Origin of the sequence: Actinomadura sp. NAK00032, from assembly GCF_013364275.1 — a bacterium.
Classification (GTDB): domain Bacteria; phylum Actinomycetota; class Actinomycetes; order Streptosporangiales; family Streptosporangiaceae; genus Spirillospora.
The window spans coordinates 1,479,074-1,501,259 of the sequence record NZ_CP054932.1; the positions used below are offsets into that span (position 1 = coordinate 1,479,074).

General features: G+C 71.3%; 25 protein-coding genes and 1 pseudogene. 11 read left to right on the forward strand and 15 right to left on the reverse strand.

From position 1 onward, the window contains the following. Nucleotides 1-49: 49 nt before the first annotated feature. Nucleotides 50-616, forward strand: coding sequence for an ATP-binding protein (locus HUT06_RS07005; protein ID WP_176194963.1), 567 nt, complete (start codon nt 50-52; stop codon nt 614-616). A gap of 305 nt (nt 617-921) precedes the next feature. On the opposite strand, the gene HUT06_RS07010 is transcribed toward HUT06_RS07005, so the two are convergent. Together HUT06_RS07010 and HUT06_RS07015 are read right to left on the reverse strand one after the other, a co-directional pair. Further along, a complete protein-coding gene (locus tag HUT06_RS07010) occupies nt 922-1,209 on the reverse strand; it encodes a DUF6191 domain-containing protein (protein ID WP_176194964.1) in 288 nt (95 codons plus the stop codon). A gap of 209 nt (nt 1,210-1,418) precedes the next feature. Further along, nucleotides 1,419-1,637 (reverse strand): DUF397 domain-containing protein, encoded by a 219-nt coding sequence (locus HUT06_RS07015; protein WP_176194965.1) that lies wholly within the window; start codon nt 1,635-1,637, stop codon nt 1,419-1,421. 181 nt (nt 1,638-1,818) lie between these two features. Here HUT06_RS07015 and HUT06_RS45550 point away from each other — a divergent pair. Then, a pseudogene (locus HUT06_RS45550) lies at nt 1,819-1,932 on the forward strand (IS630 family transposase); the annotation flags it as partial. Between the two features lie 58 nt (nt 1,933-1,990). On the opposite strand, the gene HUT06_RS07020 reads toward HUT06_RS45550, so the two are convergent. Beyond that, the gene (locus tag HUT06_RS07020; protein WP_176194966.1) at nt 1,991-2,533 is read right to left on the reverse strand and encodes a TetR/AcrR family transcriptional regulator; all 543 of its coding nucleotides are present in this window, start codon (nt 2,531-2,533) and stop codon (nt 1,991-1,993) included. 75 nt (nt 2,534-2,608) lie between these two features. Between HUT06_RS07020 and HUT06_RS07025 the strand changes: the two genes are divergently transcribed. Next, nucleotides 2,609-3,046 (forward strand): hypothetical protein, encoded by a 438-nt coding sequence (locus HUT06_RS07025; RefSeq protein WP_176194967.1) that lies wholly within the window; start codon nt 2,609-2,611, stop codon nt 3,044-3,046. Between the two features lie 347 nt (nt 3,047-3,393). On the opposite strand, the gene HUT06_RS43745 is transcribed toward HUT06_RS07025, so the two are convergent. Continuing rightward, complete coding sequence (locus HUT06_RS43745) at nt 3,394-3,519, reverse strand: inositol monophosphatase family protein (RefSeq protein WP_217711231.1); 126 nt, start codon at nt 3,517-3,519, stop codon at nt 3,394-3,396. Nucleotides 3,520-3,778: 259 nt separating this feature from the next. Beyond that, nucleotides 3,779-3,979, reverse strand: a complete 201-nt coding sequence (locus tag HUT06_RS07035) for a DUF397 domain-containing protein (protein ID WP_176194968.1) — start codon at nt 3,977-3,979, stop codon at nt 3,779-3,781. Between the two features lie 344 nt (nt 3,980-4,323). Between HUT06_RS07035 and HUT06_RS07040 the strand changes: the two genes are divergently transcribed. Both HUT06_RS07040 and HUT06_RS07045 read left to right on the forward strand, forming a co-directional pair. Beyond that, on the forward strand, nt 4,324-5,100 hold the full coding sequence (locus tag HUT06_RS07040) for a hypothetical protein (protein WP_176194969.1): 777 nt from the start codon (nt 4,324-4,326) through the stop codon (nt 5,098-5,100). A gap of 24 nt (nt 5,101-5,124) precedes the next feature. Continuing rightward, on the forward strand, nt 5,125-6,138 hold the full coding sequence (locus HUT06_RS07045; RefSeq protein ID WP_176194970.1) for a hypothetical protein: 1,014 nt from the start codon (nt 5,125-5,127) through the stop codon (nt 6,136-6,138). A gap of 100 nt (nt 6,139-6,238) precedes the next feature. Here HUT06_RS07045 and HUT06_RS07050 read toward each other — a convergent pair whose 3' ends face one another. From HUT06_RS07050 to HUT06_RS07060, 3 genes are all read right to left on the reverse strand, one after another. Beyond that, nucleotides 6,239-6,439, reverse strand: a complete 201-nt coding sequence (locus HUT06_RS07050) for a DUF397 domain-containing protein (RefSeq protein ID WP_176194971.1) — start codon at nt 6,437-6,439, stop codon at nt 6,239-6,241. A 146-nt stretch (nt 6,440-6,585) separates the two neighbouring features. Then, complete coding sequence (locus tag HUT06_RS07055) at nt 6,586-6,786, reverse strand: DUF397 domain-containing protein (RefSeq protein WP_176194972.1); 201 nt, start codon at nt 6,784-6,786, stop codon at nt 6,586-6,588. Continuing rightward, on the reverse strand, nt 6,783-7,592 hold the full coding sequence (locus HUT06_RS07060; RefSeq protein WP_176194973.1) for a helix-turn-helix transcriptional regulator: 810 nt from the start codon (nt 7,590-7,592) through the stop codon (nt 6,783-6,785). Before HUT06_RS07060 ends, HUT06_RS07055 begins: the two co-directional genes overlap by 4 nt. 207 nt (nt 7,593-7,799) lie before the next feature. On the opposite strand from HUT06_RS07060, the gene HUT06_RS07065 reads away from it, so the two are divergent. Further along, nucleotides 7,800-8,207, forward strand: coding sequence for an ATP-binding protein (locus HUT06_RS07065; RefSeq protein ID WP_176194974.1), 408 nt, complete (start codon nt 7,800-7,802; stop codon nt 8,205-8,207). Nucleotides 8,208-8,252: 45 nt separating this feature from the next. Beyond that, nucleotides 8,253-9,050 (forward strand): hypothetical protein, encoded by a 798-nt coding sequence (locus HUT06_RS07070; protein WP_254715023.1) that lies wholly within the window; start codon nt 8,253-8,255, stop codon nt 9,048-9,050. Here HUT06_RS07070 and HUT06_RS07075 read toward each other — a convergent pair. Both HUT06_RS07075 and HUT06_RS07080 read right to left on the reverse strand, forming a co-directional pair. Beyond that, complete coding sequence (locus HUT06_RS07075; protein ID WP_217711232.1) at nt 8,983-9,957, reverse strand: DUF1152 domain-containing protein; 975 nt, start codon at nt 9,955-9,957, stop codon at nt 8,983-8,985. The two genes, HUT06_RS07070 and HUT06_RS07075, sit on opposite strands and share 68 nt — an antisense overlap. A 123-nt stretch (nt 9,958-10,080) precedes the next feature. Further along, nucleotides 10,081-11,766, reverse strand: coding sequence for an LLM class flavin-dependent oxidoreductase (locus HUT06_RS07080; RefSeq protein ID WP_176194975.1), 1,686 nt, complete (start codon nt 11,764-11,766; stop codon nt 10,081-10,083). Nucleotides 11,767-11,894: 128 nt separating this feature from the next. On the opposite strand from HUT06_RS07080, the gene HUT06_RS07085 reads away from it, so the two are divergent. Further along, the gene (locus tag HUT06_RS07085) at nt 11,895-12,926 is read left to right on the forward strand and encodes a CaiB/BaiF CoA-transferase family protein (RefSeq protein ID WP_176194976.1); all 1,032 of its coding nucleotides are present in this window, start codon (nt 11,895-11,897) and stop codon (nt 12,924-12,926) included. 42 nt (nt 12,927-12,968) lie between these two features. Beyond that, entirely contained in the window at nt 12,969-15,863 is a 2,895-nt protein-coding gene (locus tag HUT06_RS45135) for an AAA family ATPase (RefSeq protein ID WP_302931785.1), read from the forward strand. Between the two features lie 311 nt (nt 15,864-16,174). On the opposite strand, the gene HUT06_RS07095 is transcribed toward HUT06_RS45135, so the two are convergent. Together HUT06_RS07095 and HUT06_RS07100 are read right to left on the reverse strand one after the other, a co-directional pair. Next, nucleotides 16,175-17,008, reverse strand: coding sequence for a bifunctional 2-polyprenyl-6-hydroxyphenol methylase/3-demethylubiquinol 3-O-methyltransferase UbiG (locus tag HUT06_RS07095; protein ID WP_176194977.1), 834 nt, complete (start codon nt 17,006-17,008; stop codon nt 16,175-16,177). Nucleotides 17,009-17,199: 191 nt separating this feature from the next. Continuing rightward, complete coding sequence (locus tag HUT06_RS07100) at nt 17,200-19,134, reverse strand: acyl-CoA dehydrogenase family protein (protein ID WP_176194978.1); 1,935 nt, start codon at nt 19,132-19,134, stop codon at nt 17,200-17,202. 124 nt (nt 19,135-19,258) lie between these two features. Between HUT06_RS07100 and HUT06_RS07105 the strand changes: the two genes are divergently transcribed. Next, nucleotides 19,259-20,026, forward strand: a complete 768-nt coding sequence (locus HUT06_RS07105) for an IclR family transcriptional regulator (protein ID WP_176194979.1) — start codon at nt 19,259-19,261, stop codon at nt 20,024-20,026. On the opposite strand, the gene HUT06_RS45140 is transcribed toward HUT06_RS07105, so the two are convergent. Beyond that, entirely contained in the window at nt 20,023-20,145 is a 123-nt protein-coding gene (locus HUT06_RS45140; protein WP_302931786.1) for a hypothetical protein, read from the reverse strand. The genes HUT06_RS07105 and HUT06_RS45140 overlap by 4 nt on opposite strands. A gap of 170 nt (nt 20,146-20,315) precedes the next feature. Here HUT06_RS45140 and HUT06_RS44390 point away from each other — a divergent pair, with 170 nt between their 5' ends. Then, a complete protein-coding gene (locus HUT06_RS44390; protein WP_254715024.1) occupies nt 20,316-20,750 on the forward strand; it encodes a hypothetical protein in 435 nt (144 codons plus the stop codon). Nucleotides 20,751-20,856: 106 nt separating this feature from the next. On the opposite strand, the gene HUT06_RS07115 is transcribed toward HUT06_RS44390, so the two are convergent. After that, on the reverse strand, nt 20,857-21,732 hold the full coding sequence (locus HUT06_RS07115) for an ABC transporter ATP-binding protein (protein WP_176194980.1): 876 nt from the start codon (nt 21,730-21,732) through the stop codon (nt 20,857-20,859). Next, complete coding sequence (locus tag HUT06_RS07120) at nt 21,729-22,133, reverse strand: GntR family transcriptional regulator (protein WP_176194981.1); 405 nt, start codon at nt 22,131-22,133, stop codon at nt 21,729-21,731. Before HUT06_RS07120 ends, HUT06_RS07115 begins: the two co-directional genes overlap by 4 nt. Nucleotides 22,134-22,186 lie beyond the last annotated feature (53 nt).

A 22,186-nucleotide genomic window follows, 5' to 3' on the forward strand; every position in this document is an offset into this window, starting at 1 on the left:
GCCGCTTGGTGCTCACCCGCCCGTCGCCCGCCCGCCATGGCCAACGATCATGGCGGGCCGCTGCCGCATCTGGGTGCCGACCGGACTCGTCGTCCTCGTCGGTCCACCGGCCTCGGGCAAGACCAGCTTCGTTCGGGCGCTGATCGCGCACCGGCAGATCGACGCGCAAGCCGTGGTGTCCAGCGACGAGATCCGCGCGGAGCTTCTCAGCACCTCACCCGCACAGGCGAAATCCGACGAGGCGGAAGCACGGATCTTCGAGGAACGCGACCGCAGGATCGTCGCCAGGCTCGCCGCCGGGCGCAGCGCAGTCGCCGAGTCGACGAACGTCACGCCGCAGGCACGTGCACGACTCATCGCCATCGCCAGGCGTTTCAACGCCCCGGTGACCATGCTGCGATTCGACCCGGACGTCACCGACCTTCTCCAGCAGTACACTGAGCGAGGCCGCACGGACCTCGCCGCCGCGGACATCCGTGCCTACGCCGCCATCATGAGCCGGGACGCGGGTGCCGACCAGCTCCGCTCCGAGGGCGCGACCAGCGTCCACGATGTCCCCGGACGTCGCCAAGCGACCACGCCCGCCGAAGCCGCCGCGCACTTCTCCTTCGTCTGACACATGCGACGTGTCAGACCCGCCCTCCGACACTCGTCCACGAACGCCCGCGTAGCAGCACGTCGTGATCAAGAGGTGGCGCGGACCTGGCCGACCGACGGGCCGTGCCGCCTCGTCACCACCGGAACCTGCTCAGCGAACGTGCGCCGTTCACACGCAGTGTTATCGCAGGAGAACCGGCTCACTTCCAGGACGATCAGAACCGGTCTGCCGCCCCGTAGCCAAGATCGTCCAGGGGTGGAGAGTTGATGCCGAGGGATCGGCAGGCCTTGCCGCCCGCGATGACGCACCCGCTCGCGGATGGGTCATTCTGTTCTGTGCTGTCGGTGAATTCGGGCAACTCCGGCATCGAGGTCGACGGAATTCGTGGGTGGCGCGCCGTCGTACTCGTCGTCGCGGAGCATGTAGTCGATCTCGCGTTGCTCCTGCTCCAGGCGTTTCGAGCCGTAGAACATGGCCGTCAGCTCTTCGAGGCCGGCCGCCGATGCCGACCTGTCGGACTTGTGCACACCGCGCGCCCACCGCCAGAGCCGTTCGACCATGAACACCACGATCAGCAAGACCACCAACGGCCATGCCAGCGTCCCATCCATGATCGGTCAACGCGTCTTTGCGGCGTTTGGTTGCCTCCGGACGAGGGCAACCCGCGCGACGCCGTCGTCATGACCGTCCGGCTGTCGACCGGTGCGCCGGCCGAGTCCGTGCGGGCGGCAGGCGAACTGTCTTGGTCCGTCCGCGTCCGCGCACCGTGGAGCACGGCGACCCCCGCGAATCCCGGTCCCGCCCGCGATGAACGAACGCGTCACTCCTCGTCCTGCACCGGGTGAGAGAAACCGCCGCTCTTGATGGACAGGACCAGCCGCCTCACAGCGTTTCGCCCGAACCGGAGGACGGGCCCATCGGGGTCGGTACTGTCCCGGACGCCCAGAGTGGTGCCAAGGTTGGCGAGTTCGACGCATTGGCCAGTGTCACCGCCGCTGTAGCTGCTCTTGCGCCAGCTGGGGTATGGCCCGTGCTTCATGGGTCCTCCGACAGTGATGAGATCGGCCCGCACTTCGATGTTGTGCCTCCGGGGGACGGATGGCGAGGTTTGCTGTGGCAGGGAGCGGCCGAAAAAGCGGAAAAGCCCCCTCCGGAGAGGGGGCCTGGATCATGGGCAACCTGTCGGCGAACAAGATCCCTGCGATCCGCACATGGGCGCCCGCGGACTGCACGCTTACCTGCGGTGGCGCAACGTCGACGCCCGCCATTCCGACGTCCTGGCCGCCCAACGCCGCGAACGCGCCCGCATCCGCAGCGAACGACAACGACGCTGGCGCCGCCCGCGCACCCGGGGCAGCGTGATCGCACCGGCGAACGTTCGTGGGCACCGTACTAGCGGCTCGTGCCATGGAACGCGTCGATGCCCTTGCGCCAGGTGGTGTCGAGATCGGCGTCAGGTGGGAAGCGTTGATTGAGTTCGAGGATGACCATGCCGTGCGCGAAGGCCCAGGTGGCCCGTGCGCGTTCGTGGTCACCGCCGGTGGCGTCGAGGAGCGGCATGGCGGCCGCCTCCTCGACGCCGGGGGTGAGCAGGTCGCGGCGCAGAGGCCGCTCGGCCATCAGCCGGTAGAGGTTCGGCTGGCGGCGCGCGAAGTCGCGGTATGCGACGGTGAGGGCGGCGATCGGATCGTCGGAACGCTGGACGGCCTGCGCGAACAGTTCGGCCTGCTCCTCGAAGCCGACCGAGATCAGCGCCGCCTCCAGTGCCTGCTTGTCGCGCAGGTGCTCGTAGATGGAGGAGGCGCGGATCCCGAGTTGGGCGGCGAGGCGACGCATCGACAGCGCATCGGGGCCCTCCTGCTCGAGGAGCTGCCGCGCGGTCTGCACGATCTCCCGGGCTCGGGGGGTGAGCCGGCTCAGTACGTGGGAAGCCATCCGTCCCGCCTTTCCAGGATGCCCTAACGGTGTTAGGTTAGCGTCCTAACGCCGTTAGGGAGAGAGATGTCGACGATGCCCGCTCCTGCCCACTCCAGTCACCTCAAGACCGGCACCGGCTCCGCGCGGATCCGTGACCGCGTCGCACGGGCCCTGCTCGTCCTCGCCGCTGCCGGCGCCGTCGCCGCGGTGGCCGGCGCAGTGGGCGACGTCGCGGACGCCGGACCGGCCACACGCATGGTCGAGACCTGGCGCATGCTCGGCTTCGGTGTCTTCGCGGGCGTGTTCCTGCTGCTGGGCTACCGGCCCCGGCTCTACGCGGGGATCTGGGAGCTGGCCATCCTCAACAAGCTCGGCCTGACACTGGCCGCCCTGTCCTTCGGCAGCGGGACCGACGGCGCCGACGCGGTGCTGATCGCCGACGGAGTGGTCACGCTCATGCTGCTGGCCGCGTATGTCCTCAGCCGGGGCTGGACGGCCTGGTCGACCTCAAGGGCTCAACAGGCACGGTGAGCACCTCGGCTGCGAGGATGGCGGCCTGCCCTCGGCTCCGCACCCGGTGGCCTTGAGGAACCGCGCCGCAACCGGCGCAGCGGCCTCGGCGCCCGATGCCGGCTGCGAAATGCACGCTCCTGGGGAGGTCGCCGCCATCGGTGACATACGCGGCGCGCTTGCCGGCGGCCACCCAGGCCAGCGCCAGCGTCGTGGATACGACGCGCGGCCGGAAACATTCGATGAATTTCGGGTGGGCCAGCAGATCCACGGCCCGGATTCCCGGCGCGCTTGGGAATGGCGGATCCAGGTTGACGTCCATCAGACGGGTGGCGGGCGTGGGCGTCAGCGGTGCGTCGCCGGCCTTGTCATGCCACGTTGATGGCCACCAGCATGTTGCCGACGGCGTAGTTCAGCGTGCCGCACAGGGGATCCGCCAGCCACTGGCGCACAGCGTCGGCGGCGCCCTGCTGTCCGCCTTCCTCGCCGAACACCGCGTCATCGGGCCGCGCGGCGCGGATGACGCCGAGGATCGCCTATTCGGCCTCCACATCGGCGGCGGTGGCAAAGTCCCCGGCACCCTTGTCAATGCGGTCGAGCCGCTGGCCGTACATGTCGCGGACCACGTCCCCTGCCGGCCCGCGCCCCGGCTATCGCGACTGCGGCATCGTCGGAGCTCGCGTATGAGTTGATCACGCTGTGCAGACTAACGAGGCGAAGCTACCGCCCCGGCAAACGTTCCCGGTCAGAGCACTAGCGGTCGAGTTCGCCGGTCTTGATGCGGTTGAGGAGTTCGGTCATGGCGTCCCGTCCGAGGTGGAGGACGGGCCCGTCGGGGTCGGTGCTGTCGCGGATGTCCGTGGTCGTGTTGAGGCTGGCGAGTTCGACGCAGGTGCCGCCCTCCTGGCTGGTGTAGCTGCTTTTGCGCCAGGTGGGGTGTGGGCTGTCCTTCATGGGTCCTCCGGCAGTGCGAGGTTGGTCCGCACTTGTATGTTGTGGTTTCAGGGGACGGATGGCGAGGGTTCGCTGTGCTGCTGAGCGGCCGAAAAAGCGGTAAAGCCCTCTCCGGAGGGGGAGCCGCTTAACGGTCCAGCGCCCGCGAGCCGTACGCCGGTGTCCTCAGTGTGTGGACGGTCGCTTCGTCGCCCGGAGGTCAGGGTTCGCTTACTGGCGGTCCACTGTGCAGTTGTACCTACATGACTGGCGTGCGCGCGGGGTGTACTCGTCCGGGCGCTTCGTCGCGCCGGTCCGGGCCGCCCGGCCCGTGGGGCGGGGACGAGTGGGAGGCGGTAGATCCCATGGAGACCGAACTCATCGTGGGAATGATCGGGGCTGTCGCCACGGTTTCCGGCGCCGTCATCCAGCGGAGCTGGCACTGGCGCGGCAACCGGGTTCCGCATGGGGGCGAGGCGACGGAGTTCGGACGTTTCCGGGAGGACGCGTCCTTCAGCGTCGACGAGGTCGTCAAGGTCCTCGACCTGCGCCGGTCGCCCGGCGAGCCGGGGGTGACGGTTCTCACCGACACCTATCTCGTGCGCCGGAACGCCGAGAAGGGCAACGGGCTCGTCTCCTTCTACGGGACGAGCGGCACGCTGGAGGCGCGGTGCGTCTCCCATCCCGGCGCCGGGCACGAGTTCGGCCCGATCGAGTCGCAGCACATGCCGGTCAACTGCGCGATGGGCGTCGACCTGCGCGGGCTCGCGATGGACGCCGTGGTGCGCGTCATCAACGAGGTGACCTTCACGGGGGCCTACGACCGGGTGCCTCTGGAGAACTTCGAGACCCACATCGACCGTCCGACCCTGGCGCTCGTCTTCGTCCTCCTGCTGCCCGAGCGGCACCCGGCCGACGACATCACCGGGTTCGTGCAGACCGGGCGGAGGACGGAGAAGAAGACCGACCGGGAGAACGGCCCGATCCTGGTGAGCGGAGGTACCGTCGCCCACTGGCGGATCGTTCCGGACAAGGGCCGCTGGCTTCCCGCCGAGGCCCGGTACCGCGTCGAGTGGCATTGGCGGCCGGCGACCGGCGGCGGCCGCGAGCTCCACAGGGCCGCCGCCGATGAGGAGATGTGAACGCCCGCGAACGCGAGGAGAGAGATGGCCGGCCCCATTGGACTGGACGCGATTCCCGGCGAGGTCGGCCACTGGAAACCCGCCAGGACATACCCCGACCTCTATCCCGGCGATTGTCCCGACCACGACTACGTCCTGCTGAACGACCGGGTCCATCCGTTGGGCCATGAGGGCGGCGCCACGTTCTCGGTTCCCGGACATGACACGGAGCTGGACGCGCTCCTGACGGCGCGCGGGCTTCCCCGCCTGGAAGAACGCGTGGCGGTGCTCGCCTACGGCGCGAACCGGAACCCCGCTACCCTGCGCATCAAGCATGACAATTACGGATACCGCTCGCCGAACGGCGTCGATCTGTGCGTCCCGGTCCTTCGCGCCACGCTCGCGGACGCCGATGTGGCGGGCTGCGGAATCCACGGCCAGGGGTATCTCTACGGCGAACTGCTCCTGCACACCGAGTACTGCCGTGGCACGACGCTGGAGGCGCGTGTCTGCATGGTCGACCCCGACCAACTCCGCGTCCTGAACGACAGTGAAGGGATCAGGCAGGGCGACTACAGGCTCGCCCGGATCCCCGGTGTCCGGATGGCGGCCCTGAACGAGCCCATCACGGCGGTCGGCTACGTCGCCGGCGCCCGCACCTGGGTCTCACCCGTCCTCGGCGCGCCCCTCGGGTTCGCGTCCGTACCGGCCTCGGGGCGCCGCTACCCGTCGATGACCGCGACCCAGGGCCTGGACCACGTCCTCGGGACGCTCGGGCTGCGCGCCGACGTCGCCCGCATCACCGGGCTGGACGACGACGACCGGCTCGCCGCCGACTTCGCGAAGTACCTGAACGGCCAATGGTGGTACTCCCTCAACACCGGGCGGCGGGCCATTCCGGGCTACGACCGGGTCCTCGCCCTCCTACGCGCCCGGATGAGCGAGAGCCAACTGCCCGTCCGCACCCTGGACCACCTCGCCGAACTCGGCGGGGTCCTCGACGCGGAAGCCGCCTACACGCCCGGCCGCTCCCTGGCCTGGCCGACCACCCCCGCCTGACCACGGACGAGTTGAGCGGGCGGGCAGATCGGCCCTCGCATCTGGCCTCCCAGCCCGGACGCGCCGCCCCATGTGTCCGGGGTGCGCTCGGTCCTCGCTCTTAGCGGTCGAGTTCGCCGGTCTTGATGCGGTTGAGGAGTTCGGTCACGGCGTCCCGTCCGAAGTGGAGGACGGGCCCGTCCGGGTCGGTGCTGTCGCGGATGCCGAGAGTGGCTTCCAGATCCGCCGTCTCGACGCACTGACCGCCCTCTTGGGTGCTGTAGCTGCTCTTGCGCCAGGTGGTGCGTGCTCCGTTCTTCATAGGTCGTCCTCCGGTAGTGGTGAGGCTGGTCCGCACCTAGATGCTGTGCCTTCGGGGGACGGATGGCGAGGGTTCGCTGTGTCACTGAGTGGCCGAAAAAGTGGAAAAGCCCCCTCCGGAGAGGGGGCCTTGCTTGCAGGGGGCGGCTAGCGGTCGAGTTCGCCGGACTTGATGCGGTTGAGCAGCCCGGTCACGGCGTCCCGTCCAAAGTGGAGGACGGGCCCGTCCGGGTCGGTGCTGTCCCGAACGCCCGTGGTCGTGTCGAGGTTGGCGAGTTCGACGCAGGTGCCGCCTTCCTGGCTGCTGTAGCTGCTCTTGCGCCATGTGACGCGCTTGACGTCTTTCACAAGCCCTCCATCACCTCTCGGATCAGAGCTTCCGAGGCCACGTCGGTCAGTGCCGAGTTGCTGATCAAGTCCCACAATCGCCGGAGCTCCTTGACATGAGAGCTTAGTTCGATCACCCGACCTGTGCCGCCTGCGCCTTCCACAAAGGCGATTTCCGGCTCGTCCTCCAGGCTGAACAGCGTGAACCCCGCTGCGGGAAAGACCTGAGCGTCGCCTGGCACGACCAGGACGTTGATGTTGGGTTCCTTGGAGAGTTCCAGAACCTGAGCGAGCTGCGCTCTGGTGGTCTCCCTGTCTCCCACGATCTTCCGGACTACCGTTTCCAGCATGATGATGACCACCCACGGCGGTCGTTCTCGACGCAGTATCTCTTGGCGGTTCATTCGCGCGGCGACCGCCGGATCGATGGCATTTGCGTGCTGACCTGGGCTGAGCACCGCCCGTGCGTACTCCTCGGTTTGAAGGAGTCCCGTGATGACTACCGGCTCGTAGACGCGGACTGCGTTGGCGGTGCTCTCCAGGTCGGCGTAGGGGCGGAAGAAGGTTGGGATGCCCTCCTTGACGGCGAGGGGCTGGAGCTCCTGGAACTGCTCGTCGGTGCCGAAGTGGGTGTCGAGGAGTTCGGCGAGCTGCGGGGACGGGGCCTGGGCGGCGGTCTCGACCTTCGAGATCGTGTCGTGGGAGTAGCCGACCGCCTCCGCGAGCTGGGCTTGGGAAAGTCCGGCTTTGTCCCGAAGCTTGCGGAGCTTTGCCCCGAAAAGTGCGGCCGTCGACTCGGTCGGGTCGAGTCGCTTCCGATTCACCATGAGTTACCCCCGGGAAGTATCGAGTTGGGTAAAGCTCGTCCCACTTCCGACCATAACTGAAAGCTCCCACGATGTGTAGCGAATTGCACACGGCGAGCGATGGGAGTGGTGGGAGAAATGATCTTCGGGCGGGATCTGCGGAGGGGTGAGTTCGACAAAACGGACTGTTTGGTTCGAGTGGAAAGGACGGCGGTCGGGCCTTGGGTGATGCGGCGGGGGTTTCTGGCGGAGCCCGAGGTCGTCCAGGAGGGGCGGCTGATCGTCGAGTCGCAGGCGCTCCAGTGGGGAGTGGCGGAGGAGACCGTGCAGAACGCCGTCCTGGTGGCTTCTGAGCTGCTCACCAACGCCGTGCGCGCCACGCGCCACCGGCCCGTGTCGTTGCGGCTGGCGCTGGCCGAGGACGGCCTTCGGGTGGAGGTCTGGGACACCTCGCCGGTCCATCCGAAGGGGGCGGCGCCCGACCTCTCGATGCCGGAAACGCCCGTGCCCGACGATGCTCCCGACCCCGGCGGCTGGGGCTTGGGCATTGTCGAATACCTCTCCGAGGAGCACGGGGTCCGGGCGGAGTTCGAGGGGAAGACCGTGTGGGCGCGGCTGAAAACCCAGTTCCGCTAGCCCGTGTGAAAGTGAGCTTCGCCCGGGCCGGGGAAGAGGGGCGGTGTGGGGGACTGGTTCACGCGGGAGATCGCGGACACGGGGCGGCTCCGGCTGTTCTGCTTCCTGCTGGCGTTCATCGCCGGATTCCTGTTCATCCGCTTCAGCGTGCGGATGATCCGGCGGCAGGTGCGGTGGTGGCCCGGCAACGTCACGCCGGGCGGTCAGCACATCCACCATGTGGTGTTCGGCCTGGTGTTCATGTGCGTGGGCGGGGTGAGCGGGCTCGTCGTCCAGGACGACTCGTCCGGGCTCGCGGTGGCCGCCGCCTCCGTGTTCGGGGTCGGGACGGCGCTGGTCCTGGACGAGTTCGCGCTCGTCCTGCACCTGGAGGACGTCTACTGGAGCGAGCAGGGCCGCCTATCGGTCGAGGTCGTGTTCATCACGATCGCGCTGTGCGGCCTCCTGCTGCTCGGCCTGAAGCCCTTGGGCGTGAGCGACGTGGCGGGGGACGGGATATGGGTGATCGTCGCCGTCATCGTGCTCGACCTGTGCGTGGCCGTGGTCGCGCTGCTCAAGGGCAAGGTCTGGACGGGCCTCATCGGCGTGTTCGTCGGCGTCGTCGGGCTGGTCGGGGCCGTCCGGCTGGCCCGGCCGGATTCGCCGTGGGCGCGCCGGAGGTACCGGCCGGGGTCGCGTAAGGAGCGGCGGGCGCAGGTGCGCGAACGCCGCTACCGGCGGCCCGTGCAGCGGCTCGGCGACTGGCTGAGCGATGTCATCGCCGGACGTCCGTCCATCAGTGCGGGTACTGGCGGGGCGGACGAGGACGGATCTCGTACCGGAAAGTCTCGACGACCGAGCTGATCTGGCGCATGAGCCGGGTGTCCTCAAGGCGGTCGAGGTAGAGGGAGCGGCGGGCCAGTCCGTCCAGGTCGACGGCGAAGTACATCGCCATCAGCGGATTGATGAACAGTTCGCTGCCGCGCGTCCGGTCGGTGGAGTGGACGTCGCCGAACCGGCCCTGGACGGCGGCGGCGATCGAGCCGTTCACGATGCTCGGGCGCGCGGGCGTCGCCGCCCGCGCGTACTCGACCGCGTCCAGGTAGAGCGCCGCCTCGCGGCTGTCGCGGGGGATGGACAGGGCGCCCAGGTAGGAGCCGTCCGCGGTCAGGGCGGCCAGGTTCTCCAGGACGTCGGTGTGGTTCACGCCGTGGTAGGCGTCCACGCCGAAGCCCAGGGAGACGACGATCTTCTCGGGGACGTCTAGGCCGTGCACGGCGGCGAGGCTCGCCATGTCCTCCTCTGGGGTGCCCAGGCCGGCCTCGTCGCCGCGCATGAAGATGTCCGTGCCGCCGTCCACGAGGACGATCGCGTCCAGGCCGAGGTGGTCGACCAGGTACCGGTACGCCGCGCGGAGCGGCTGGACGCCGACCTTCGGGAACGCGTAGACGGTGGACGGGAGGCCGTGGAGGTCGAGCCAGCGTGCGAGTGCGCCCTCGGGGAAGTAGTCGTCGCGGCTGGGGGTCGCTGGGGTCACGGCGGCGACGTCCGCCTCCAGCCAGGTCTCGGACGGCAGGCCGTACAGCGCGCTGAACGACAGGTTCGCCAGATGGACGTCCTTCCCGTCCTCCATGAGGGCGAGGGCCAGGGGGAGACCTGCGTAGACGTCGAAGCCGCCGCCCGCGCCCGCGACGAGAACGCTGCGGGCCTTCTTCAGGCGTGCGAAAAGCGGGGGTTCCTGGAGGGAGAACACCCCGTGACGGTAAAGCATCACGGGAGATGGTGATCGAGGTTTTTCGGCGGATTGCGAACTCTTGCGGGGGGTGTGGACGTCTGACTATGCGGTGGCCGTGGTCATCGGGGGACTACGGCCACCACCAAGCCGCCACGGGGGTCAGTACGGGGACGGGCCGCCGAACATCTCGCTGAGGCGGGGCGCCAGGTCGTAGTCGCCGCGCAACTCCAGGCGGCCTTCCATGAGGAGCGTCGCCGGGTTGGCGTCGCCGGCGATGATGCGCAGGAAGTCCGCCGTCTTCACCGTGAGGGTGAGGGCCGGGTCGTCGGCCGGGCCGGGGTGGGCGCGGGCTCTGGACTTGCCGAGCACGAGCGTCCACGTGGTGCGGGTCAGGCGAAACTCCAGTTCGCCCGTGAAGCCGCCGGACGCCGACGGGTCGTAGGCGCGTGCCATGCCCGCGAAGAACAGGCGCTGCCCGCTCGGACCGAAGCGGCGCTCGATCTGCTCGTCGGTCCGGCCGTGGACGAGCCGGTAGAAGCCCTGCCGGAACCGGCGGCGGCTCGCGGCGCGGATGTCCCCGCGCAGCGGATGGCGGGAGCGGTCAGCGCGGGCGACCTCGGCGTCCTCGTCGATGCGGTAGCCGGCCGGTGCCGTCCGGGCCGGGGCGCGGCGGGCGAGGGCGGCCTCGATGGCGGGGGCGAGGCGCTCGGCCTTGGCGGCCTCGCGCTCCTCGCGGCCCTCGGTGAAGTGCGGCAGGACGGCCGTCCCGAACAGTTCGAGCGACTCGCAGATGTGCTCGTGCTCGTTCGGCCCCGACTGCAGGACGAACGCGATCTGGTCGACGCCCGCCGACTCGTACCGCCGGATCAGGTCGATGACCTGCGCGGGCGTGCCGACGGCGCCGCGCAGCGAGCCGATGTTGACGTTGAGGGTCTCGGCGTTCGCCATGACCTGCTCGCGGGAGAAGCCGCGGGCGTCGCGGTGGGCCTGGAACTCCTCCCAGACGTTCGTCCGGCCCGGGTCGTGCGGCGTGGGGCCGTAGTAGTGCGCGAGGGCGAACGCGAAGAAGTGCGCGCCGTCGATGCCGCGGTCGATCGCGGTGGCCTCGTCCTCGTGCAGCATCATCGGCAGGACGACGGTCACGTTCGGGTTCACCGCGAAGCCCGCCGGGACGCACTCCTCGGAGGCGATGAGGCGGTAGTACTCGTCCACCCACTTGCCGGCGTCCTCGGGCTCTACGAAGGAGAACGACAGGGCGCCGATGCCGTTGCGGGCCGCGAACTCGATCGTCTCCCGGCGCGAGCACGCCACCCACAGCGGCGGGTGCGGCTTCTGTACCGGTTTCGGCAGTACGTTGCGCGGCGGCATCCGGATGTGGTCGGACGACCAGCCCGCGAAGGGCTCCTCGACGAACATCCGGGTGATGGCGTCGATGGCGTCCTGCCACTGGGCGCGCTTCTCGGTGCGCCGCACCCCGAAGCCGCCGAGTTCGGCGCTCGAACTGGACTCGCCGGTCCCGAAGTCGACCCGGCCGTTGGAGACGAGGTCGAGCGTCGCGACGCGCTCGGCGATCCGCGCCGGATGGTTCACGGCGGGCGGCAGCTGGACGATCCCGTGCCCGAGCCGGATCCGCTTCGTCCGCTGCGACGCGGCGGCCAGGAACACCTCGGGTGCGGACGAATGTGAGTACTCCTCCAGGAAGTGGTGCTCGACCTCCCAGATGTAGTCGAATCCGACCCGGTCGGCGATCTCCACCTGGTCGAGCGCGTCCTGGTAGAGCTTCTGCTCCTGCCCGTTGCTCCAGGGCCGCGGCAACTGGTGCTCATAGAAGAGTGAGAACCGCATCGGTGACCACCTCCCGGCCAGCCTTACCCCGATTGGACTCCGCGTCAACAACGACCAAGCGCTCGCTTGACGACAGGTGGTGGCACCCGGCACGGTGAGCGCGACGATCCCCGCGCGAGAGGAGCGCCATGGCGCCGCTGGACGGATTGCGCGTCCTCGATCTGACGATGTGGCGGCCCGGCCCGTACGCCACGCTGCTGCTGGCCCAGCTCGGCGCCGACGTGATCAAGGTGGAGCCGCCGGGCGGGGAGCCGATGCGGATGTTCGGCGACCACTTCGACGTCCTCAACCGGCACAAGCGCAGCATGGTCCTCGACCTGAAGTCGGCGGACGGCCTCGCGGAGCTGCGGCGGCTCGCGGCCGACGCCGAGGTCTTCGTCGAGGGCTTCCGGCCCGGCGTGGCCGACCGGCTGGGCGCCGGCCACGAGGCGCTCCGCGCGCTCAACCCGCGGCTCGTCTACTGCTCGATCTCCGGATACGGGGCGGACGGGCCGCTGCGCGACGTTCCGGGCCACGACATCAACTACCGGGCCTACGCCGCCGCGCTGCCCCCCGACGCCGTCTCCCCGGAGGCCGACGACCTCCCGCTCGCGGACATGGCCGCCGCCACGATGGCCGCGTTCGCGATCACCGCGGCCGTGCTCAGGGCCCGCGCCACCGGAGTCGGCGACCGCGTCGACCTCGGCATGGCGGACGTCCTCGCGCACTGGACCGGCACCGTCCCGGCGGCGACGCGCAGCTCGGGCGCCGGGCCCGTCCCCGGCTACGGCGTCTACCCGACGAAGGACGGCCGCAAGATCACGCTCGGGGTGGTGTCGGAGGAGCGGCTGTGGGCCGCGACCTGCCGCGCGCTCGGCATCGAAGCGCACGCCGGCGTCCCGTTCGCCGAGCGGCTGGGGCGCATCGCCGAGCTGGACGGGGCGGTGACCGCGGCCGTGGCGAAGCTCACACAGGCCGAGGCCGTCGAGCGGCTGACCGGGGCCGGCGCCCCCGTCGCGCCCCTTCTCTCGCACGCCGAGATGCTCGCGCTCGACCACTTCGCGCACCGGAAGGTGCAGGACGAGGGGCCCGTCCGGACCGCCGTCCACCCGCCGCTGAAGGGCGGGGCCGTGCCCGGGCCGGACGAGCACCGAGGCCAGGGCTGGCGTCTCACGGAATGAAATTCGGGTGGGATTGTCCGAGCCGTTTGGCATGCTGGGTGCGTGAACGCGCGTGCGATGAGTCCCGCTCTGGTCGGCCGGGCGGCGGAGCTGGCCCAGCTGCGGGACGCCCTCGCCGCCGCGCCCGGGGCCGTCCTCGTCGGCGGTGACGCCGGACTCGGCAAGACACGCCTGATCAGGGAGTTCGCCCGGTCCGTCGAGGGGGAGGCGAACGTCCTCGTCGGCGGCTGCCTGGAGCTCGGCTCCGACGGCCTGCCGTTCGCGCCGTTCACCACCGTGCTGCGCGGCCTCGTCCGGGAGATCGGCATCGACGGCGTCGCGGCGCTCGTCCCGCGCGGCGACACCGGGAGCCTCGCCCGGCTGCTGCCGGAGTTCGGCGAGCCGGAGTCCGACGCCGCGTCCGGGGAGGAGCGCGCCCGGCTGTTCGAGGTCGTGCTGTCGCTGCTGGAGCGGCTCGCCGAGCGCGGCCCGGTCGTGCTCGTCATCGAGGACGCCCACTGGGCCGACCGCTCCACCCGCGACCTGCTGGCCTTCCTCGTGCGCAACCTCGGCCGGGGGCCGGTGCTGGTCGTCCTGACCTATCGGACGGACGAGCTGCACCGCACCCATCCGCTGCGGCAGCTGCTCGCCGGGCTGGAGCGGCTGGAGCGGGTGCGCCGCACCGACCTCGGCAAGCTGACCCGCGCCGATGTGTCCGCGCTCGTCGCCCAGCTGCTCGGCAAGCACCCCCCGCCCGGCCTCGTCGAGCGGATCGAGGCGCGCAGCGAGGGCAACCCGCTGTTCATCGAGGCGCTGCTCGACGACGACGGCGGGCTGGCGTGCGAGCTGCCCGAGTCGCTGCGCGACCTGCTGCTCGCCGGCGTGCAGCGGCTGCCCGACGAGACGCAGGACGTCCTGCGCGACGCCAGCGGCAGCAGCACCCGCATCGAGCACGCGCTGCTCGCCGCCGTGACGGGGCTCGGCGACGCCGCGCTGACCCGCGTGCTGCGGCCCGCCGTCGCCGCCAACGTCCTGGTCGTGGACGGCGACGGGTACGCGTTCCGGCACGCGCTGATCCGCGAGGCCATCCACGACGACCTGCTGCCGGGCGAGCACACGCGCCTCCACAAGCGCTACGCCGAGACCCTGGAGGAGAACCCGTCGCTGGTCTCCGCCGGGCGGCTGTGGGTCGAGCTGAGCTACCACTGGAAGCAGGCCCACGACAGCACGTGGGCGCTGGTCGCGGCCTGGCGCGCCGCTGGTGAGGCGCGCAAGGCGCTCGCCCACGCCGAGTGCCTGGCGATGCTCGAACGCGTCCTCAAGCTGTGGGACCTCGTCCCCGACGCCCCTGAACGCATCGACGCCGGCTTCGTCAAGGTGCTGATGGACGCCGCGACCGCCGCCGACCTCGCCGGCGAGTACGACCGCGGCATCAAGCTCGTCACCGCCGCGCTCAAGGAGATCGAGGCCGCCGACGGCGAGCGCGACACCGAGTGCTGGGCGATGCTGCTGGTGCTGCGCGCCAGGATGCGGTACCAGATGGCGCGCCCCGGCTTCGTCGAGGACCTGCGCGCCGCCGTCAAGGCGCTGCCCGCCGAGCCGCCGACCGTGCTGCGCGCGCGGGCGCTGTCCATGCTCGGCAACTACGTGCGCGTCACCACCGAGATCGGCGCGGCGCGCGACGCGGCGGAGGAGTCGCTGGCGGTCGCGCGCCGGCTCGGCGACCCGCTCGCCGAGGCGGAGGCGCTCATCACGCGGTACTGCGCCGACACCGACTACGAGAACGACGCCGACCTCGCCGAGATCGAGGCGACCGTGGAGCGTGCCAAGAACCACCAGGTGCTGCTGCGCTACTACGTGATCAAGTCGCATTTCCTGGAGGGCGCCGGCCGGCACGCCGAGGCCGCCTCGGTCGCGGCGCACGGCAAGGAGCTGGCCCGCGAGTACGGGGTGGCCCGCACCCAGGGCACGTTCCTGTGCATCAACCAGGCCGAGCCGCTGGTCTCGCTCGGCCGGTGGGACGAGGCCATGGCCGAGATGAACCGCGCCCTCGCGCAGGACCCGGCCATCACCACCCGGACGTCGCTGCTCGTCCTGACCGGCTGGGTGGCGCTCGCGCGCGGCGACCTCCCGACCGCGCGGGAGCGGCTCGCCACGTCCCGCGACATCAAGAAGCTGAAGTCGGAGTGGCTGAAGACGCAGGACTACTTCAGCACGCTGTGGCTGGAGGCGAACATCGCGCTGGCCGAGGGGCGCCCCGCCGCCGCGCTGGAGGCGGTCCGGCCCGTCGTCGAGCAGGCGGGCATGCCGGACGACGCGCGCTACGCGTGGCCGGTGCTCCTCGCGGGCGCCGCGGCCTGCGCGCAGCTGGGCGACGCCGCGGCGGGCGAGCTGGCCCGGATCGAGGAGCGGGCCGCCGGGCTGACGTCGAGCGGGCCGCTGCAGCACGCGCACTGCCTCACGTTCGCCGCCGAGCTGGCCCGCGCTCGCGGCGTCCTCGACCAGGCCGCCTGGGCGGAGGCCGCCGCCACGTGGGAGACGCTCGGCAACCCCTACGCCCGTGCCCGCTCACTGCTCCGGTCGGCGGAGGCGCTGCTCGCGGGCGGCGACCACGACGCCGCCTCGGACGCGCTGCGCACCGCCGGCGACCTCGCCGAGGAGCTGCGGGCGCCGCTGCTCGCCGCCGACATCGCCGACATGCTGCGCCGGGTGCGGTCGCCGCGCCGCGGCGACGCGTCCGCGCCGCTCGGGCTGACGCCCCGCGAGTTCGAGGTGCTGCGCCTGGTGGCGGAGGGCCGCAGCAACCGCGACATCGCCGAGGCGCTGTTCATCTCGGCGAAGACGGCGAGCGTCCACGTGTCGAACATCCTCGGCAAGCTGGAGGTGGCGAGCCGCGGCGAGGCCGCGGCCACCGCGCACAGGCTGCGGCTGTTCGCCGCCCCGAAGGCCCGCGCCTGACGCGCCGACCCTGACGCGCCGAGCCCCGTGATTCGGCGGCGGGGGACCTCCCCTCCCGGATCCCCCGCCCCGAACCGTCGGACCACACGGGAACATCGTGGCCGGCCGGCCGGGGCACGGCCCGCGGAAGCAGGCGGTGCTTCGCCGTCCGGAGAGACGGCCCGTGACCCGTCCGGCCACTGCCCAGTGTCGTGGTCCGGGGGCCCCGACGGCGCGCGAGACATACCGTTCGGGGCGACAGAAAAAAGCGACGGTGCCGAGCCGCGTTCCGTGACCCGGCACCATCGCCTTCCAGCAGGTGTACCGCGCGGTCAGCGCGGGACGCGCGCGACGCAGAACACCGTCTGCCCGAACGGCGGGCGGACGAAGCGCTCGATGGTGCGGGTCGTCGGCACGACCGTCCGGTCGTAGATCTTGACGAGCCGCGGGTCGGGGTAGCCGGCGCCGCCGCGGCGCACCGCGAACCACCAGGCGATGCCGCCGAGGAAGTTGATCGGCTTGAGCACCTCGGGGACGAGCCCCGCCTCCCGGACGGACGCCTCCAGCGTCTGCGGCGTGTACCGGGTGACGTGCCCGACCTTGCGGTCGAAGTCGCCGTAGAGCTGCATGTAGCCGGGCACCCAGATGACGATGCGGCCGCCGGGCTCGGTGACGGCGGCGAGGTCGCGGAGCGCCTGCACGTCGTCCTTGATGTGCTCCAGCACGTTCATCATCACGACCGTGTCGACCTTCCGCCGGATCGTGATGTCGGCCGGCAGGGCCAGGTCGATGACCTCGACGTCGTCGTTGCCGTCGTGGCGCTTGCGCAGCTCGCCGACGCAGTACGGGTCGTTGTCGCTGACGACGAGGTAGTCGAGCCGCCCCGCGAACTGCTCGGAGAAGTGCCCGAGGCCGGAGCCGACCTCCAGCATCGACCGGCCCACGTGCGGGGCGACGGTCTCGTACTCGTACTTGCGGTAGTTGCGGGCCTCGTCCCCGCCGAGGTGGTTCTCCAGCGCGCCCTCCCCGGCGGCGGGCTGGACGACGTCCCCGTCGGCGTTCACGTGCGGCGCGGGCCCGGCGGCCGGGCCGCCCTTCTTCGGGCCGCTGCCGAGCAGGCCGAGGAGGCTGCCGGCGATGGACTTCTTCTGACCAGGTGACTGCATACTTCCCGCTCGCTGGGTGCGTTGGCGTTCGGCTTCTCGTTCGCCGGATCCGTGTCCCGGCCCGCTCGGGGCCGGCCGATCTCTGGCGCGAAGGTCGGGACAGTCTACCCATGCGTGCACGCCGGGCGTCCGTCAGTGACCGCCCTGGCGGGCGCCCGGACGGCGTGTCGCCCGGTCGCAGCGGTGCCGGATCAGCCGATCGTCCGGTGCACGGACTCCGTTCCGCTCGGCCCCGGCTCGGACGGCGCGATCCACGGGCCCGGGATCGACGGGTCGAGGACGCCCTCCTCGATCCAGGCGAAGTCGCCGTCGAGGACGGCCCGCGCCAGCTTCGCGTCCATCGCGTCGGTGTTGCGCCACAGCCCGTCGAACAGCTCCTCCACGCGGACCCGCGCCTGCTTGCAGAACGCGTCGGCGAGCAGCAGCGCCGACTTGCCGGGTGCCCCGTCCGAGAGGCCGCCCCGGCCGGACGCGTCGGCGTGGGCGCGGACGCACACCGCGCTCATCGCGAACAGCTCGGCGCCGATGTCGACCATCCGGCCGAGGAACCCCTGCTTGCGCTCCAGGCCGCCCTGCCAGCGTCCGGCCGCGTAGAAGACCGACCGGGCCAGCTTGCGGGACGCCCGCTCCACGAACCGCAGGTGCCGCGCGAGCACCCCGAACTCGGCGTAGGAGTTCGGCCGCTGCCCGGCGCCGGTGACGAGGGTCGGCAGCCAGCGCGCGTAGAACCCGCCGGCCCTCGCCGCGGCCCGCGCCCTGCGCGCGGTGGAGACGTCGGGGTCGATGACGTCGCCGGCCGCCGACAGGTGCGCGTCCACCGCCTCGCGGGCGATCAGCAGGTGCATGATCTCGGTGGAGCCCTCGAAGATCCGGTTGATGCGCAGGTCGCGCACCACCTGCTCCACCGGCACGCCGCGCTCGCCGCGCGCCGCGAGCGACGCGGCGGTCTCGTAGCCGCGCCCGCCGCGCAGCTGCATCAGCTCGTCCGCGGCGCGGCACGCCATCTCCGACGACCACAGCTTCGCCAGCGCCGCCTCGATCCGGATGTCGTTCCGCTCGTCGTCGGCGAGCTGGCTGGACAGGTCGTGCATCGCCTCCATCGCGTACGCGGTCGCCGCGATGAACGCGATCTTGCGGGACACGGCCTCGTGCTCGCCGACCGGCCGGCCCCACTGCACCCGCTCCCGCGACCACTCGCGGGCGATCCGGGCGGCCCACTTGCCGCTCGCCGCGCACATCGCGGGCAGCGACAGCCGCCCGGTGTTCAGCGTGGTCAGCGCGATCTTCAGCCCGGCGCCCTCCGCGCCGATCAGGTTCGCCTTCGGGACGCGGACGTCGTGGAACCGCGTCACGCCGTTCTCGATGCCGCGCAGCCCCATGAACGCGTTGCGGTTCTCGACCGTGATGCCGGGCGTGCCCATGTCCACGATGAACGCGGAGATGCCGCCGCGGTGCCCGGCCGATTTCGGGACGCGCGCCATCACCACGACGAGGTCGGCGACGACGCCGTTGGTCGTCCACAGCTTGACGCCGTTGAGGACGTAGTCGTCGCCGTCCGGGACGGCGGTGGCGCGCAGCCGGGCCGGGTCCGAGCCGACGTCGGGCTCGGTCAGCAGGAACGCGCTGATCTGCCGGGCGCAGCGCGGCAGCCACTCCTCCTTCTGCTCCCGGGTGCCGAACATCTTGACCGGCTGCGGGACGCCGATGGACTGGTGCGCCGACAGCAGCGCGCCGAGCGCCCCGCACACCGATCCGACGACCATCAGCGCGCGGCCGTAGTGGTACTGGCTGAGCCCGAGCCCGCCGTACTTCTCCGGGACCTTCATGCCGAGCGCGCCGAGGTCGCGCAGGCCGGCGATCACGTCGTCGGGGATGCGCGCCTCCCGCTCGATCAGCGCCGAGTCGACCCGGGTGGCGCAGAACTCGGTGAGCCGGGCGAGGAAGGCCTCGCCCTTGCGCCGCTGCTCGGCATCCGGACGCGGATGCGGGTGGATCAGGTCCAGCCGGAAATCGCCGAGGAACAGCTGCTTGCCGAAGCTCGGCAGCCGCCATTCGGTCTCCCGCGCCTCTTCGGCGACCTTCCGGGCCGTCCGCTCGTCGACATGCGTATGCGTCTGCTGACTCATGGTGACCGCATTTCCCGTGACCGGATCGGGAAACACCCGGGCGTCCGTCGCCGGGAGGTGATCCAATGGACGCACCGGCGCCGAAGGCTCGACCAGATCGGACCAGAGGGGTGCACCGCGCGTCATGGGCGAGTCACGCAAACCCACGCTCATCGCCTCGGTCCAGCGCGCCCTCCACCTCATGGAGGCGGTGGCGGCGCACCCCGGCGGGGCGCCCGCCAAGCAGCTCGCCCGGGAGGCCCGGCTCCCGCTCGCCACCACCTACCACCTGCTGCGCACCCTCGCCCACGAGGGCTACGCGACCCGGCTGCCCGGCGGCGTCTGGGTGCTCGGCGAGCGCGTCGAGACCCTGCACGGGCAGAGCCGGGCGCAGCAGCTGCTCGCCCGGCTCCGGCCCGCCCTCGCCGCGCTGCGCGACGAGCTGGGCGCCGCCGCCTACTTCGGCATGCAGGTGGACGACGAGATCCGCCTCATCGACATCGCCGACGGCCCCCGCGCGCCCCGCGTCGACCTGTCGATCGGGTTCGAGGACGCCGCGCACGCGACCGCGATCGGCAAGTGCGTGCTGAGCCAGCTCGACGACGAGCGCCGCCGCGACTACCTGTCCCGGCACCCCCTCGTCGACCTGACCCCGCACACGATCACCGAGCCGGCCCGGCTGGTGCGCTCTCTCAGCACACCGAGCGGCCTGCTGTTCGACCGCGAGGAGTACGCGCTCGGCACCGGCTGCGCGGCCGTCCCGGTGACGGACGCGACGGGCGCGGTGACCGGCGCCCTCGCGATCTCCTGCCGGCCGGCGAAGCTGTCGCGCATCGAGCGGTCCGCGCACCGCATGCGCGCGGCCGCCGAGCGGATCCAGCGCACGCTGACCCTCTCCGGCAGTGGCTCTTAGGAGAGGCGGCGGCGCGTCCAGTGGAAGCAGACGCCGCAGAGCCCCAGGGTGAGGACGGCGAACAGCCCCGTCTCGGCCCACTGCAGCGGCCAGAAGCGGTCGGCGGGCTGATAGACCACCTGCTGCTTGTAGCCGAGCTTCGCGATCGCGTCGAAGCACTCCTCGGAGGGCCCGTCGGGGGGCGCCGGGTCGCCCGCCCCACGGGCGGGCGCCAGGTCCGGTCCCGGCGGGGCGCACGCTCCCGTGATCAGGGCGCCGGGCAGGGCGGCCTCGCGCCCGGGTGCGCCGGGTGAGCACGCCCGCCGTCACGCCGAGCGCGAAGGCGAAGGCCGCGTACCCGATCGGGACGATGCCGTGCGCGCCGAACGCGAGCGGCGCGATCCGCGGGAAGCTGTCGGTCACGGCCTGGTCCAGGGGGACCGCCCACCAGTCGACCGCGCGGACGGCGAGCCCGGAGGCGGCCATCGCGGCCAGCCCGACGAGGCCGAGCTTGACGGCCAGCCAACGGCTCCGCGAGATGCTCTGGTTCCACACGAGCCGGTGCGTGCCGCTCTCCAGCTCGCGGGCGATGAGCGGCGCGCCCCAGAAGATCCCGATGAGGGCGGGCAGGACCGTCACGATCGCGATCATGGCGCCGTACTCCACCTGGTGGTCGGTGAAGAACCGCTTGGCGAAGTGGGTGCAGGCCTCCTCCGAGCCGCACGACGCGAGCCCTTTGCCGTAGGTGTCGGCCAGGCCGGGTCCGCTGACGGCGAGGGCCACGCCGAGGACGGCGAGCGCGCCGAACACCACCGCGGCCTGGACCCGGAACTGCCGGAACGTCAGCCAGATCATCGGATCGCCTCCAGTGCGGGACGGATCGGGGCCTTGGCCATGTAGGCGAGGACGAGGTCCTCAAGACCGAGCCGCCCGACCGTCCAGGCCGGGTCGTGGATCGGGCCGTCCGTCCGGACGACGAACGTGCTCTGCCGGTCGGTGTGGCTCTCGGACACCACGTGCTGGTCCGCCGGAAGGGTCTCCTTGCGCGGCCCGGTCAGCCGGTGATGGGTCGCGAGCAGGTCGTCGACGTCACCGGCGACCCGGACGTGCGACTCCACGAGCACGACCAGGTAGTCGCACGTCCGCTCCAGGTCCGACACCAGGTGGGACGACAGGACGACGCTGAGCGACTGCTCGGCGACGGCCTCCATCAGCCCCTGGAGGAACTCGCGCCGGGCCAGCGGGTCGAGCGCCGCGACGGGCTCGTCCAGGATCAGCAGCTCGGGCCGCTTGGCGATGCCCAGCGTCAGCGCCAGCTGGGCGCGCTGCCCGCCGGACAGCTTCCCGGCCTTGCGCCCGAGGTCGAGCCCGAGCCGCTCGATCCGCTCGCGCGCGAGGGCGTCGTCCCACCGCGGGTTGAGCCGGGCGCCGAGCGTCAGGTGGTCTCTGACGCTGAGTCCGGCGTACGTCGGCGTGTCCTGCGCGACGTACCCGACCCTGGCCAGCTGTGCCGGGCTCTCCGCAGGACGGCCGCCGAGCACGGTGATGCTCCCGGCCGTCGGCTGCATCTGGCCGACGGCCAGGTTCAGCAGCGTGGACTTCCCCGCCCCGTTCGGGCCGACGAGCCCGACGACCCGCCCGGCCGGAATGTCCAGCGTGCAGTCGGACAGCGCCCACCGCTGCCCGTACCTCTTGCCGAGCCCCCGGGCCTCCAGAACGGCGGTCACGCTATGTCCTCCTGACTGGCGGACCGAAATGTGGTCGTGAACAGCGCCTCGATGCTCTCGTCGTCCAGCCCGGCCAGCCGCGCCTTGGCGAGCCAGCGCTCCAGGTCCTTGCGCAGCGGCCCGTGCGCGGCGAGCGACTCGCCGGCCAGCGACCGCGTCACGAACGTCCCGACCCCGGGACGCGGCGCGACGAGCCCCTCGTGCTCCAGCTCCCGGTAGGCCTTGAGCACGGTGTTCGGGTTGATCGCCAGCTGCGCCACCACGTCCTTGACCGTGGGCAGCTGGTCGCCGACCCGCAGCAGATCGAGCCGCAGCGCGTGCCGCACCTGCCGGACGAGCTGCATGTAGGGCGACACCCCCGACCCGGAGTCCAGATGGAACTCGATCACCGCCACCTCCATTTCACTAGGATGCTAGTACTTTAGAGGTGCAGACCTTCCCGATGTCAACGCGA